Consider the following 13,033-nt stretch of genomic DNA (forward strand, 5'->3'; position numbering starts at 1 on the left):
TAGTCCGAAGAAGAAGTGAAATGCAGTAAACTTCGCCCATGCGTGTGTTTGGTATCGACTGCGGAACGGAGTTCACCGGCTACGGCGTGGTGGAGGTGGACTGCGATGCCCGGATGCCGCGCCTGGTGCACCTTGCGGCTGGAACGATACGGCTGAACAAGAAAGATAAAACTCCGCAGCGACTGGCACAGGTATACGCCGAGTTGACCGCTCTGATCTCGTTGCATCAGCCGGTGATCGTCGCCATCGAGGAGGTCTTCTTCTCGGCCAATGCTAAATCCGCTCTGAAGTTGGGACAGGTTCGCGGTGTGGCGATGCTGGCTGCGGCTACCTGCGGGCTGCCGGTGGCCGAATATGCGCCGCTTTCGATCAAGAGCTCGGTGGTGGGCTATGGATTGGCAGGCAAGGAGCAGGTGCAGTTTATGATCAGGCGGCTGCTCGATAAGGAAGATGCGTTTGATTCTGCCGATGCGGCGGATGCGCTTGCGATAGCGATCTGTCACATTCATACCTCACAGACATTGGAACTTCAGGGCGCGCATCGATGAGAGTGGTCTGGGTCGGAGGTGTTCTGCTCGCGGGTTTGACGGCCTCTGGGATCGGTCAGACGGCGCAGCCTGTGGCGGACAGCTCTGCAAAATCGCAACCATCGGTGAGCTTTCAATTCGACCGGGCTGGATTGCCGATTCCGCACTTTGCTCTTCGAGTTCGCGAGGATGGGACGGGCAGCTATCAGGCGGACCAGGCGGCAAGGTCGTCGACGGATAGTTCGATGCGGGGAGAGGCTGCGCAGCATATCGATCGCCCGATCGGTTTGAGTTCGGCCACTGCTTCGAAAGTATTTGCGGCTGCGCGGACACTGGATCATTTTAATGTTGGGTGCGCATCCAAAGCGAAGAACATCGCGGATACAGGCACGAAGACGTTGAGTTACACGGGTGCGGATGGCTCAGGTTCGTGTACCTATAATTTTTCCGAAAACAAAACAGTCGCAATGCTGACCGACACTTTTCTTGCCATTGCGAACACCATGGACGAAGGCCGCAAGCTGGAGTTTCTGCATCGATACGACCGGCTTGGACTGGACGAAGAGATGAACTTTCTGACAGAGCAGGTTGAGGCTGGACGGGCGCTCGAACTGGAGACGATCTCTGCTACGCTGTCTTCTCTTGCCGATGACACGGCACTGATGCAGCGGGTGCGATTGCGAGCTGTCCAGTTGCTGGAAAAGGCAAAAGAAGGCCGCTGAGCGTTGACCTGTCTTCCAAAGATGTGCGAAAAGCTAAGAGTCGCGAGTAGGTTCTGGGGGTAATAGAGCGCGATAGAGGACTGCCATAGGCTCGAGCCCGAGTGATTCAGCTCGCGCCTGTGGTGGGATGCTCTCGGGCCAGGCCGCGGAGAGTTGCTGAGGGGTGTACCCGGCGACTCGGAGGTTGTTCTGCAGCGTCTTGCGCTTTTGTGCGAAGCATCGTTTTAAAAATGCATTGAAGCCGATGGGATCTACATCCAATTCTGCGAAGCGAGGTTGAAAGTGGAGCCGAAGCACGGTGGAGTAGACGTCTGGCGGGGGCGAGAACGCGGAGGGCGGAAGGGTGAAGAGGTGATCGACCTGCGCGTTCATCTGGGCGGTGGCAGAGAGCAGGCCGTAGTCGCGAACACCGGGGGCGGCAGAGACGCGGTCGGCGACTTCGCGCTGCATCATGAGGACGGCGCGTGCGATGATGCCGGCGCTGCCCGCGGCAAAAAGCTGAAGCAGAATGTCGGAGGTGATGTAGTAGGGCAGGTTGCCGATGACATCCGCGGTCTCGCCCTCCGATACCAAGGTTCGCAAATCAGTCTTGAGAACATCTGCTTCTATGATCTGGACCTGGGGTTGATCGCGAAAGCGAAAGTTCAGCTCGGCTGCCAGCCCGCGATCGAGTTCCAGAGCAATGAGTCTGTGGCAGCGTCCGGCGAGGATCTCGGTGATCGCTCCGTGGCCGGGACCGATCTCAATGATGGTGCGCTTGCTAATATCGCCGAGAGCGTCGACGATGGCATGACGGGCGGCGTCGTCCACAAGAAAGTTTTGCCCGAGTTTTGGCTTATGTTTCATCTGCATCCAATGGTGTGCATGTATCGATGTGCTCTTGTATAGACTAACGGTTTGTCGGGAAAGATAGAGGAAGGCAGAATGTATATCGTATTTGCAGCATCGGAGTGTGCCCCGTGGGCGAAGACAGGCGGACTGGCAGATGTGGTGAGCGCACTGCCGCGGACGCTGGTTAAGCTTGGGCACCGCGTCAGCGTCTTTATTCCGTACTACAGGCAGGTCGCGAAGGCCGTGCCGGACCCTCCCGTTGCTCTGCAGAGCGTTACGATTCCGTTCCCGTCCTACAACCGCTTCGTCCGTATACTCGATGGCGGCGTAGCGGGTGGTGTGCAGACATACTTCGTTGACTGTCCTGAGCTGTTCGACCGTGAGAGCCTCTATGCGACACCTTCAGGCGATTATCCTGACAATGCCGAACGCTTTGGTCTGCTAAGCCGTGCGGTCATCGAAGCCTCGAAGGTTCTTGGCGTTCCGGATGTCTTTCATGTGCATGACTGGCAGACGGCGATGCTCGCTGTGCTGCTGCGCTCTGTATATTACTTCGATCCCGTCTTCCGCCATGTTCCGGCCGTGTTGACTATCCATAACGCAGGCTATCAAGGGTGGTTTCCGCCGAAGACGATAGAGACGCTGTTGCTGCCGTGGGACATGTTTACGCTCGATAAGCTCGAGCACTACGACACGCTGGACTTCCTGAAGGGAGGCATCGTCTACTCCGATGCGATCACGACGGTCAGCCGGACGTATGCGGAGGAGATTCAGACAGCGGAGTTTGGTAATGGGCTTGAGGACATAATTCGGAGACGTAGTGGCGATCTCTTTGGGATTTTGAACGGCGTCGACTATGAAGAGTGGAACCCACTGGTCGATTCGCATATCGCGGCGCATTACTCTGCGGATAATCTTGCAGGCAAGAAAGAGTGCCGACGTGATCTGCTGCACGCCTTCGGGTTCGAAGACGTTGGTGAGAGCACCGCTATCATCGGCGTCGTGTCACGCTTTGCGACGCAGAAGGGCTTCGACTTCATTGTGGACATCATGGATAAGCTGGTGGAAGAAGACATGGTGTTGGTGATTCTTGGTAACGGGGAAGAGTACTATGAGCGCCTGTTGGTTGAGATGGCGAGCCGCTATCCGGCGAAGGTTCGAGTGCAGGTGAAGTTCGATAATGTGATCGCGCACAAGATCGAAGCCGGTGCAGACATCTTTCTTATGCCGTCGCGCTACGAGCCGGGTGGGTTAAACCAGATCTACAGCTTGAAGTACGGTACTGTTCCCGTGGTTCGCGCTACCGGTGGACTTGAGGACACCATCGACGAGCAGCCATTTGGCGGCGGCAATGGCTTCAAGTTCTGGGGTTATAGCCCGTCGGCTCTCATGGACGCGCTTCACCGTGCGCTGGGCACCTTCCAAAATAAGGACGAGTGGACACGGATGATGCGGCGCGGCATGACGCAGGATTTTTCCTGGGATAAGCCTGCCCATGAGTATGTGCGGGTCTACGAACGTGTGGTTGAGAATCGCAGCTAGGTTGTGCGTCGGCGACGCAGGGCATAGTGGAGCGGAACTCCCAGCAGGATGATGGCTGTGCCTGTCAGGGAGTTCCGCGGTTGGTCTGCGAATGAAAAGACCAGGAGCACAGCCGCAGCCAGGATGAACAATACAGGTACGACGGGATAGCCCCAGATGCTGTAGGGGCGGGATGCATTTTTGTCGCGATGGCGAAAGACGAAGATGGTGCTTGCCGTCAGGGCGTAAAAGAGCCACTCTCCAAAGATGGCGAGGGAGAATAATGCTTGAAATCTCCCGATGGCGAGAAGCAGGAGAGAGCTCAGCACGGCTTGAAGGATAAGCGCCGTGGATGGCGTTTGAAACTTTGGATGGACGTGGGCGAGTTGCTTGAAGAACAGGCCATCACGAGCGGCTGCGAATGGAACACGCGCACCGGAGAGGGATGACCCCACGAACGTCGCTCCGATGCTGACGGCCATGCCGATCGAAACGAGGGTGGCTCCCCACGGTCCTGCGACAAGCCGCATCGCGTCTGCGGCAGGGCGATCCGACGCGGCTATCGCAGCTGCCGGCAAGACGTACTGGATCGCCGCGTTGGTCAGCATGTAGAGCGCTCCCACGATGGCGACGCCTCCGACGAGTGCGAGCGGCATGCTGCGCTGGGGCCGCTTCACCTCGCCCGCCATAGTGACTACATCGCTCCACCCGTCGTAAGCCCACAAGGCTGCTACGAGCGCGATCATGAAGCCGGAGAAGCCGCCGCGCGCTCCTGCAAAGTCTGTAGAGAAGTTATGCCACGACCCGTGATGGCCTGCTGCTCCGAAACAGAATCCTGCGATGACGACGATCAACGCGCCCTTCAACCATGTCAGTAGAAGTTGCACATTGGCGGACTTCCTGGTGCCGACGATGTTGAGACCGGCGATCGCCCACGTCATCGCAATGGCAAAGATCTGTCCCCACGACAGATGCGCGAACGCGGGACGAGCAAATGCGCTGAAGATGGCGAAGGTGCCGAGGACACGAGCTAGCCCAGCAGCGATGGTTGCGAGGGATGCAGGTTTCGCAACGGTGATCTGGGTCCACATGTAGAGGAAGCCGGTGAGGTCGCCGTATGCCTCGCGCAGGAAAGCATATTCGCCGCCATAGTTGGGATGCGCTGCGGCGATCTCCGCGTAGGTCATCGCTCCGAAGAGGGAGAGCAGGCCGCCCACGATCCACACCGCGTAGACCATGCGGGACGAGCCGACCGCAGCCATCATCTCGCGCGGCACCAGGAAGATACCGCTGCCGATAATGATTCCCACAACGATTGAAGTGGCGTGGGACGCGTTCAGAACGCGGGGTAGTTCGCTCTTGAATTGGGGCATCGGTTCACGGAGAGTAACACGTCGGCTGCTGGTCTGTACTGATAAATGAGGTGCTTCAATTTAGGCAGGCCTTTGGTGAAACTTATCAAAGTCTTCATTCTCGGAATCGGCTACCTATTTGCGAAACCATCTTCGGGCGACGCTCTGGCGAGATATACGCAAGACTTTCCCTCTCGCCGCAACTCCGGTATAACTCGCTAGTAGCTAATGCACAGTCGATGGAGTGAGCAATGGATTGGACGCCTGGCGGACTTAGTGGTGACGTTGAGGATCGGCGCGGCTCCTCTGGAGGTGGAGGGTTCGGAGGCGGTGGCCTGGGCATCGTTGGACTGCTGTTCCTCCTTATCATCAGCCTGGTTACCGGGAGGAACTACATAGGCAGCTACCTTTCGGGTGGCGGGGCTTCGCATCCATCGCAGAGCGTCGCTCCCTCTGGCCGTCCTTCTGCGTCGCCGCAGGAAGACCGCTCCGCGCAGCTTGTCTCCTGGACGCTGGATGATGTGCAGAAGACCTGGACCAAACTTCTGCCGGAGCAGACAGGAAGAGACTACCGGCGTTCGAAGCTTGTGCTCTTTCGCAACTACACGCAGTCGGGTTGCGGGGTGGCACAGTCGCAGACTGGCCCGTTCTATTGCCCCGCAGATGAAAAGGTGTACATCGACCTTAGTTTTTGGGACGAACTCAGGCGACTGGGCGGCAGCAACGCAGACTTTGCGCAAGCTTACGTGATCGCCCACGAACTGGGTCATCATGTGCAGGATCTTCTCGGCATCGAAGAGCAGGTGCGTCGTCTCTCCGCGCAGGATTCGTCGCAGAAGAACCGCCTCTCCGTCGATCTCGAATTGCAGGCGGACTGCTTCGCCGGCGTGTGGGCGCATACGACGGCGCAACGCAATATCATTCACGATGCCGATGTGACGGCCGGCATGCAGGCAGCGGCAGCAGTGGGTGACGACCATATACAGCGGATGCAGCGAGGAGCAGTCAGCCCGGAGAGTTTTACGCATGGCACCTCTGCTCAGCGTGTGGGATGGTTCCGACGCGGCATGCAACAGGGAACTGTTGCGGCCTGCAATACATTCAAGACTGGCGGCGTGGTTCCTTCTTCTAATCAACCATAGAGCAGAGTCTACGAAGAACTATTGCAGTACAGGAAGTATGGCATTGCCGGATGCCTCGGCCTCGAAGTAGCTGCGAATGCGCGCGGCCGTTGCAGCATTGACGACTGCTGTCAGTGCGTCGGGTCCGGCCTGCTTGATTCCGCGCACGCTGCCGAAGTGTTCGATCAGTCGCTGCCGCGTCCGTGGGCCTACGCCGGGAATGGATAGAAGTTCACTGTCGCGGTCGCGCATCTGGCGACGTTTGCGATGGTAGGTTACGGCAAAGCGATGGCTCTCATCTCGAATCTTCTGCATCAGATGGAGCACGGGGGAACGTCGATCTAGCACAATTGGCTCATCCTCCTGTCCATAGACGTAGATGATCTCCTCGCGTTTTGCGATCGATGCAAGCGGTTGCAGTGTGACACCGATCTCTTCAAGTGCTGAGTAGGCCGCATGGAGCTGGCCTAGACCGCCGTCGATTAAAATCAACGAGGGGAAAGGTTTCTTGTCTTCCAGTAGTCGTTTATAACGCCGCTGGATGACCTCGCGCATGCTGGCGAAGTCGTCAACTCCGGTGACGGTCTTAACCTGGAACTTGCGATAGTCAGACTTCTTCATCGCGCCGTCCTCCCAGACCACCATCGAGGCTACGGTCTCCGCACCCTGAATATGTGAGATATCGAAACACTCGATCCGGCGCGGCAGCTCCTCGAGCGTCAAAGCATCCTGAAGTGCCTCCTGGATCGCCTTCATCCCCGGCTGCAGAACGCGAAAACGCTGATCGTAGGACTGTTTCGCATTTTGGCAGACGAGATCGACAAGCGAGCGCTTCTCCCCGCGTTGTGGCGCGAGAATCTCAATTCGTTTGCCTGCACGTTCCGTCAGAATATCAGCCAGTAGCGCACGATCGGTGAACTCGACCGGAACAAGGATGGATCGTGGCACATAACTCTGGTCGAGATAGATCTGCTTCAGCAGTGCGGAGAAGAATGCAGATGGACTGAAGGCAGCACCCAACTCCGACACTGCGGAGTGCTGGACGACCGGAACTCCCTCGCCGATCTCGGGAGCAGGTATCGACGGGTCTGGTTCTATGCGTGGAATTGTTTCCAATTCATCGATCTCGGATATGGTCTCGGTGATGGCTTCCAGCAAAGATTCGGGCAACTCCTCCCAGAAGAAGTCTCGCCGGTCGACGATCTTTCCGTTACGCATGTGGAACAGGTTCACGGCCAGCATCTCGTTCTCATAGTGATAGCCGAAGACATCTGCATCCTCGTTGTCGGTGGTGGCGATGCGTTGCTTGTCCTGCATCTGGTGGACAGTGACGATCTGGTCGCGCAGTCGCGCCGCAAGCTCGAACTGTTCCGCCTCCGCAGCCGCTTCCATACGTTTGGTCAGGGACTGTTCCAGTTCATTCGGACGCCCTTCAAGAAAAAGCTGCACGTCCCGAATGGTTTCGCGGTAGCTCTCAGGCGTAGTGAGCCCTTCCAGGCATGGTCCCAGGCAGCGCTTGATGTAGTACTGCAGACATGCGCGCGGGTGGTAGCGCGACAGGTCGACCTTGCAGCTAGGTATAAGGAAGCTCCGGTGGATCAGGTCGACCAATCGATAGGCGAGGTTTCCCGGGAAGTACGGTCCGAAGTATGCTCCTCCATCCTTGCGCAGTTTGCGTGTGACGAACACCTTCGGGTAGCGATCGTTCATCGTCAGCTTGATGTAGGGATAGGTCTTGTCGTCGCGCAGAAGGATATTGAAGCGAGGCTTCTTCTGCTTGATGAGATTGTTCTCGAGAGCCAGAGCTTCGTGCTCGTTCGCGACCGTGATGTACTCGACATCGACAGCCTCGCGCATGAGGGAGCCGGTCTTGGCGTTGGCCTGGGACGCTGCAAGAAAATACGAACGCACACGCGCACGAAGGTTCTTTGCCTTCCCAACGTAGATCACCTCGCCATCGGCATTTTTATAGAGATAGCAGCCAGGCTGGGTCGGTATAGTTCGAATTTTCTGGTGGAGATCCATGCTTAAAGTCAGCGCCCGGTTCAGTGTAGACGCACCTCAAACGATGCGCCGTGTGCATATCTTTGCTCGGTAGATTTGACGCGCTAATAGATCAAAAGTTCCCAATGTATGAGATGGCACCCATATCCAGGGTGCGTATATCTGCTTTATAGTGTTGAAAATAAAATAGTTGCTGGGGCAAGTGGTTTGGCTTTTGAATTGCTCTAATCTCTGTGTTGAAGACGTTGAAGCAGTTGGACTTAGAAACAAAACGATAGAAAGAATAAATTAGGAGAGAGAAACCAATGAGCTCCAAGGCCTACATCCTGACGAAGATTCAAACTACCTTCTTTGTTGCTTTTGCCAGCGCTCTGGTCATTGCATGTACGGTTGGTTGTTCCAGTAAGAATTATGTGCGTTCACAGACCGCCCCGATTATTCAGCAGACGAATGATTTGGATACAAAGACTGCTGCCGATCACCGAAACATCGTCGACACCGATGAGCGCACTCAGAAGGGGATTGCTGGGGCACAGGGTGCAGCGAGCACAGCAGACCAGCATGCTCTCGCTGCCGGACAATCTGCAGACTCAGCCAATCAATCTGCTCAAGAGGCTTATAACCGAGTCGATAGCTTAAGTGGCGTAGTCGCTAATCTTGATAACTACAAGCAGCTATCCGATGTAACGGTCACCTTTGGCTTTGACAAGTCAGTGCTAACCGCATCCGACAAGAAGGAGCTTGACGACCTTGCGGGGAACCTGAATGGTACACGCGGTTATATCCTCGAAGTGACCGGCGGGACAGACTCCGTAGGCGATGCGAACTACAACTATCAGCTAAGCCAACGTCGCGCCGACGCGGTGGTCAATTACCTGCAAGCAAAGTACAACATCCCGCCACATAAGTTCTATCTTATTGGGATTGGCAAGGATCAGCAGGTAGCGAGTGACAGTACAGCGTCAGGCAGAGCAAAGAATCGCCGTGTCGATATCAAACTGATGACCAATATGGGCGCGGCTCCGGCAGTCTCTGGCAGCTCTGCAACTCCCAATGGACAGATGCAGTAGATTATCGCCCTTCGAAAATAAATCCTTTTGCCGTCCACCAATATCCTGCGCAATGAACTTTCATTGCGCAGGATATTTTTAGTTTTTCAGCTTTTTATAGACCACTGCCAGCAGGATTGAGGCGGCGATGACCCAGGCAAATTGATACCAATAGAAAAACGGAAAACCCCACAACGCTGGCGTCGAGCGGGCGTAGATCTGCGGAAAGCAAAGGCCGAGATACGGCAGCACAAGCAGAAGGACCCATCGGCTTCTGCGTCGGGTTGGGCTTGTTGTCGATCTCGTTTCAATCGCCATATGCAGGACAGCATACCGGATTTACAGCCTGCATGAAAACTCATCTCTCATCGCGTAGAGTTTAAGAATGATTGAGCCGATGCCAGACTCCTCCGAGCCGAACGCGACGCAGCAAGATCCCATAGCTGAGGCAATTGCCATCATGGCGAAGCTGCGCGCTCCTGACGGCTGTCCCTGGGACCGCGAGCAGACCTTCGACTCCATAAAAAGACATACGCTCGAAGAGACATATGAAGTCTTCGATGCGATTGAGCGCAGGGCGTGGCCTGATCTAAAGGATGAGTTGGGTGATCTGCTCCTTCAGGTGCTCTTCTATGCGCAGATGGCCTCTGAAGCTGGCTATTTCACCATCCAAGACGTTGCCGCGAATCTCAATGCCAAGCTGATCCGCCGACACCCGCATATCTTTGCCGGAGCCCCAGTCGCGGATTCGGCGGCTGTTCTGCGGAACTGGGAGGCGATCAAGCAGACTGAAAACAAGGCCTCCGCACTCTCTCAAATTTCGATGCTCGACGATGTTCCGCGTAGTATGCCGGCGATGCTGGAGGCGTCCAAGTTGGGCTCGCGTGCGGCAAAGGTGGGTTTCGATTGGCCGGACTCTCATGGGCTCTTCGATAAGCTTCAGGAAGAGATTGGAGAGCTGAAAGCAGAGCTCGCACCGGTAGCAACTGAACCGTCTCAGCAAGCGATCGACGCCGAATTAGGCGATCTTCTCTTCACCGTTGTGAACCTCGCTCGTCATCTCAAAATTGATCCAGAGTCTGCCCTGCGAGGCTCCAATGCTAAGTTCCGTCGTCGCTTCTCCGCTATGGAGTCTGTGGCGGGCGGCAGTGACGCTATGGCGACGCGCACGCCTGCAGAGCTAGACGTGCTCTGGAATCAGGCGAAGAAGACCGCGGGAGCGACGCCAGGGATATGAATCCCTACCTGCCCGCGCAACTGAGAAGTTTATTTGGATGGAGCGGGAGTACTCAGTAAAAGATGTATCGCGTCCTGATAACTCAGTGGAGGCAGCGTTTGGAATTCGCTCGCCTCAATTTGGGAGTGGACGTTCATCGTCTTGACCATCAGCGCACGAACGCTGAGTCGCATAGAAAAGTGTGTGAAGATCCAGCGGTCACCGCCAGCATTTGTCTGGTCGAGAACGAGCGAGCCTCCCGGATAGATGTGAGCCAGCATTCCCCATCCGAAGTTCACTGGCCGCGAGATGGTGCCTTCCATTCGGACCAGATAATGGGTCTTCGCATCGATCCAGATCCTGCCCGTAAGTCCAGTCAGCGCCTCGGCCTCTGTATTAGGAGGAGCAAACTTTGGGTTGGGTCTGTAGTCCAGCACGATCTCTTGCGCGCCGTTGCTGCGACCTGTCTGAGGTTGTCCCGGGACGTAACTGTAAAGCATCGCAACTGGCATAAGAGGCACTAGATTATCTGCGATCTTCTTTTCAGAGTCGCCATTCTTGATGTGCCGGGCGTAGGCTGATGGCGAAGCAATCATATCGTTCAGCCTCTGTTGCTCACCTTGATCCTGCTCTGAGGTAAGTGGCTTTCCATCTTTAAGGATCAATCTCGCGACAGTTCCATCTCTACTTTCCACGAGGTCGCGGACCTGCTCGCCCTTTTCGTTCACGAGACGCATCCGATAGCGCAGATAAGAGTTAGTGTGATGAAGCGCAATCAGTTCGTTCTTCGCTGCATCCTGTATCAAAGAGAGCGGGGGAGTGGGTGATAGCGGGGTGCCTACACTATCTTTCGCGATTAGGGTATTCTGCGCATCCACGAGTGAACTTCCCACCATGTTTGCCAACGCAAGAGATAGCGTGACGAGGGTCCATCGCCTCAATCTCCGACGTGGCGCCGCTGCTTTTCTGTACCAGACCGTGCAGCAGCGACCAGGCTCCCAGGCCTTTCCTGCAGGTTTCACAGATCTTCACCTCTGCCACGCGTCACCATTCTGTCTATCTTACGTAAGACGTTCCCGCTGCGCCAAAGTTTGACCGTTTGCCTCGCGGCATGAGCTTGGGTATAGTTCGGCAAGGCGCATTCGCAGCAAACAGGACCGAAGGAGAACAGCATTCTATGAAGCCAGCAGACGGTTCCACCGTCATCGGTAAGTCGGTTATCATCCGCGGAGAACTCTCCGGCAACGAAGATCTTTACATCGACGGAGACATTGAAGGGACGATTACACTTAGCGAAAGTCGCCTGACCATTGGTCCAAATGCGCACGTCAAGGCTGATATCAGCGTCCGCGATGTCATCATCTTCGGTCATCTCACGGGGAACATTCAGGCCAGCGGCCGTGTCGATCTCCGCCAATCTGCATTTGTCGGTGGCGACATCTCTGCCGGCAGGCTCTCTATTGAAGAGAGCGCCATCCTCAAAGGGCGCGTCGAACTAAAGGCAGTGGTAGAGAGCCAAACGAAGTCGGCACCCACCTCCGCGGAATCTGCCCCAATTGGGGCGGACGCACCTCTCTTCACACAACCAGGGGCATAGACCAGAAAGGGAAGCGGCACATGCGCAGCCTTTTCGGCGGTAGTGATAACACAGGCAGCACGCGCGGAAACGACACAGGACGTATATCGAGACATTCGAGCGGATGGAAGGAGTTATTGAAACATCTGCGAACGGATGACTCGCTTCGCATCTTGGATATAGGACCCACGTCCTCTACCAATATCAACTACATCACCAGTCTCGGCCACAGTATCTATATGGCGAATGTGGTGGAAGAAGCTGCGAAGCCCGAATGGGTGATCCCTGGTGAAGCCGGCGAACCGCCAGGTTTCAACGTCGAACGCTTTCTCGAAACAAATCTAAACTTTTCCGGTCGCATGTTTGATGTCGTTATCCTCTGGGATACTGCAGATTATCTGCCTGAGCAGCTGCTTGAGCCGGTATTCTCGCGCATTCATCAGGTTCTACAACCTGGCGGCCTGATGCTTGCATTCTTCCATGCAACGACAACCCCGGACACACCGTTCTGCCGCTACCATCTCACCGAAACCGAGGTCGTAGAGATGCAGCGAGCAGGGAATTATCCTTTACTTCATATCTTTAGCAATCGGAAGATCGAAAATATGCTGAGCCAGTTCAGCAGCTACCGCTTCTTCCTGGCAAAGGATAGTCTGCGCGAAGTGATCATCACCCGATGATCTAGCGAAGCATTTAATCTAATAAAAGAACAATAAAAAGCGCATACGCTGTGACTCAGGCGTATGCGCTTTTTATCTCGTAAGGGCTAACTATCCCTTTGGGTTCTGTTTTCTGCGGTCAGCCCAGCGCTTCTTCATCGCATCGGCGATGCGCTTGCGGCCCTCAGGGCTCAACTTGCGCTTACGCGCCGTTGCGCTTGGTGCTGCATTTGCGGCGTTCTTGCTTCCCTTTGGACGGCCGCGGCCATTGCGCTGCGTGGTTACTGCGGCAGGCGTACCAGCCAACAGAGCGCGTGCCTGCTGCAGCTTGAGAATTTGAGCGTCGATCTCCGCGATAATACGGCTTACTTCCATGTGTTGCCTCCAGTTGGCATAGGCAGTTTAAATCGCTCAGAATAGAGGGCTGCCTAAAAATGTATTAACAAATACTACTT

The 13,033-nt window shown here is 55.7% G+C and carries 14 protein-coding genes; 8 read left to right on the forward strand and 6 right to left on the reverse strand.

The window, feature by feature from the left end; all coding sequences use genetic code 11:
• Positions 1–38 precede the first annotated feature (38 nt).
• Together ruvC and GSQ82_RS18935 are read left to right on the forward strand one after the other, a co-directional pair.
• Positions 39–548, forward strand: a complete 510-nt coding sequence (ruvC, locus tag GSQ82_RS18930) for a crossover junction endodeoxyribonuclease RuvC (protein WP_158793866.1) — start codon at positions 39–41, stop codon at positions 546–548.
• The gene (locus tag GSQ82_RS18935; protein WP_158793867.1) at positions 545–1,249 is read left to right on the forward strand and encodes a hypothetical protein; all 705 of its coding nucleotides are present in this window, start codon (positions 545–547) and stop codon (positions 1,247–1,249) included. The genes ruvC and GSQ82_RS18935 overlap by 4 nt, the downstream gene beginning before the upstream one ends.
• A gap of 33 nt (positions 1,250–1,282) precedes the next feature.
• Here GSQ82_RS18935 and rsmA read toward each other — a convergent pair whose 3' ends face one another.
• On the reverse strand, positions 1,283–2,101 hold the full coding sequence (gene rsmA, locus GSQ82_RS18940; protein ID WP_158793868.1) for a 16S rRNA (adenine(1518)-N(6)/adenine(1519)-N(6))-dimethyltransferase RsmA: 819 nt from the start codon (positions 2,099–2,101) through the stop codon (positions 1,283–1,285).
• Between the two features lie 72 nt (positions 2,102–2,173).
• Between rsmA and glgA the strand changes: the two genes are divergently transcribed.
• Complete coding sequence (glgA, locus tag GSQ82_RS18945) at positions 2,174–3,622, forward strand: glycogen synthase GlgA (protein WP_158793869.1); 1,449 nt, start codon at positions 2,174–2,176, stop codon at positions 3,620–3,622.
• On the opposite strand, the gene GSQ82_RS18950 is transcribed toward glgA, so the two are convergent.
• Positions 3,619–4,974, reverse strand: a complete 1,356-nt coding sequence (locus GSQ82_RS18950) for an APC family permease (RefSeq protein WP_158793870.1) — start codon at positions 4,972–4,974, stop codon at positions 3,619–3,621. The two genes, glgA and GSQ82_RS18950, sit on opposite strands and share 4 nt — an antisense overlap.
• Positions 4,975–5,204: 230 nt before the next feature.
• Between GSQ82_RS18950 and GSQ82_RS18955 the strand changes: the two genes are divergently transcribed.
• A complete protein-coding gene (locus GSQ82_RS18955) occupies positions 5,205–6,095 on the forward strand; it encodes a neutral zinc metallopeptidase (RefSeq protein ID WP_158793871.1) in 891 nt (296 codons plus the stop codon).
• Positions 6,096–6,113: 18 nt separating this feature from the next.
• Here the strand turns inward: GSQ82_RS18955 and uvrC are convergent, their stop codons facing one another.
• Complete coding sequence (gene uvrC, locus GSQ82_RS18960; protein ID WP_158793872.1) at positions 6,114–8,099, reverse strand: excinuclease ABC subunit UvrC; 1,986 nt, start codon at positions 8,097–8,099, stop codon at positions 6,114–6,116.
• Positions 8,100–8,383: 284 nt separating this feature from the next.
• Here uvrC and GSQ82_RS18965 point away from each other — a divergent pair, with 284 nt between their 5' ends.
• Positions 8,384–9,148, forward strand: coding sequence for an OmpA family protein (locus tag GSQ82_RS18965; protein ID WP_158793873.1), 765 nt, complete (start codon positions 8,384–8,386; stop codon positions 9,146–9,148).
• Between the two features lie 78 nt (positions 9,149–9,226).
• On the opposite strand, the gene GSQ82_RS18970 is transcribed toward GSQ82_RS18965, so the two are convergent.
• Complete coding sequence (locus tag GSQ82_RS18970) at positions 9,227–9,445, reverse strand: DUF3311 domain-containing protein (protein WP_158793874.1); 219 nt, start codon at positions 9,443–9,445, stop codon at positions 9,227–9,229.
• A gap of 67 nt (positions 9,446–9,512) precedes the next feature.
• Between GSQ82_RS18970 and mazG the strand changes: the two genes are divergently transcribed.
• Complete coding sequence (gene mazG, locus GSQ82_RS18975; RefSeq protein ID WP_256370101.1) at positions 9,513–10,364, forward strand: nucleoside triphosphate pyrophosphohydrolase; 852 nt, start codon at positions 9,513–9,515, stop codon at positions 10,362–10,364.
• 29 nt (positions 10,365–10,393) lie between these two features.
• On the opposite strand, the gene GSQ82_RS18980 is transcribed toward mazG, so the two are convergent.
• On the reverse strand, positions 10,394–11,365 hold the full coding sequence (locus GSQ82_RS18980; RefSeq protein WP_216847125.1) for a hypothetical protein: 972 nt from the start codon (positions 11,363–11,365) through the stop codon (positions 10,394–10,396).
• A gap of 155 nt (positions 11,366–11,520) precedes the next feature.
• Between GSQ82_RS18980 and GSQ82_RS18985 the strand changes: the two genes are divergently transcribed.
• Positions 11,521–11,940 carry a polymer-forming cytoskeletal protein gene (locus GSQ82_RS18985; RefSeq protein ID WP_158793876.1) on the forward strand — a complete coding sequence of 140 codons (420 nt, stop codon included), beginning with the start codon at positions 11,521–11,523 and terminating at the stop codon, positions 11,938–11,940.
• Positions 11,941–11,960: 20 nt separating this feature from the next.
• Complete coding sequence (locus tag GSQ82_RS18990) at positions 11,961–12,599, forward strand: class I SAM-dependent methyltransferase (protein ID WP_174243118.1); 639 nt, start codon at positions 11,961–11,963, stop codon at positions 12,597–12,599.
• Positions 12,600–12,689: 90 nt separating this feature from the next.
• Here the strand turns inward: GSQ82_RS18990 and GSQ82_RS18995 are convergent, their stop codons facing one another.
• Complete coding sequence (locus GSQ82_RS18995; RefSeq protein ID WP_158793877.1) at positions 12,690–12,953, reverse strand: hypothetical protein; 264 nt, start codon at positions 12,951–12,953, stop codon at positions 12,690–12,692.
• Positions 12,954–13,033: the final 80 nt, after the last annotated feature.

Source organism: Granulicella sp. L60, from assembly GCF_009765825.1.
In the GTDB taxonomy this organism is placed as follows: Bacteria; Acidobacteriota; Terriglobia; order Terriglobales; family Acidobacteriaceae; genus Edaphobacter.

Bases quoted from the DNA above. Each gene is read 5' to 3' on its own strand.
- uvrC (WP_158793872.1), bottom strand. From the start codon at position 8,099: ATGGATCTCCACCAGAAAATTCGAACTATACCGACCCAGCCTGGCTGC.
- GSQ82_RS18965 (WP_158793873.1), top strand. From the start codon at position 8,384: ATGAGCTCCAAGGCCTACATCCTGACGAAGATTCAAACTACCTTCTTT.
- GSQ82_RS18950 (WP_158793870.1), bottom strand. From the start codon at position 4,974: ATGCCCCAATTCAAGAGCGAACTACCCCGCGTTCTGAACGCGTCCCAC.
- GSQ82_RS18985 (WP_158793876.1), top strand. From the start codon at position 11,521: ATGAAGCCAGCAGACGGTTCCACCGTCATCGGTAAGTCGGTTATCATC.
- mazG (WP_256370101.1), top strand. From the start codon at position 9,513: ATGATTGAGCCGATGCCAGACTCCTCCGAGCCGAACGCGACGCAGCAA.
- GSQ82_RS18955 (WP_158793871.1), top strand. From the start codon at position 5,205: ATGGATTGGACGCCTGGCGGACTTAGTGGTGACGTTGAGGATCGGCGC.
- ruvC (WP_158793866.1), top strand. From the start codon at position 39: ATGCGTGTGTTTGGTATCGACTGCGGAACGGAGTTCACCGGCTACGGC.
- GSQ82_RS18995 (WP_158793877.1), bottom strand. From the start codon at position 12,953: ATGGAAGTAAGCCGTATTATCGCGGAGATCGACGCTCAAATTCTCAAG.
- GSQ82_RS18990 (WP_174243118.1), top strand. From the start codon at position 11,961: ATGCGCAGCCTTTTCGGCGGTAGTGATAACACAGGCAGCACGCGCGGA.
- rsmA (WP_158793868.1), bottom strand. From the start codon at position 2,101: ATGCAGATGAAACATAAGCCAAAACTCGGGCAAAACTTTCTTGTGGAC.
- GSQ82_RS18970 (WP_158793874.1), bottom strand. From the start codon at position 9,445: ATGGCGATTGAAACGAGATCGACAACAAGCCCAACCCGACGCAGAAGC.
- glgA (WP_158793869.1), top strand. From the start codon at position 2,174: ATGTATATCGTATTTGCAGCATCGGAGTGTGCCCCGTGGGCGAAGACA.
- GSQ82_RS18935 (WP_158793867.1), top strand. From the start codon at position 545: ATGAGAGTGGTCTGGGTCGGAGGTGTTCTGCTCGCGGGTTTGACGGCC.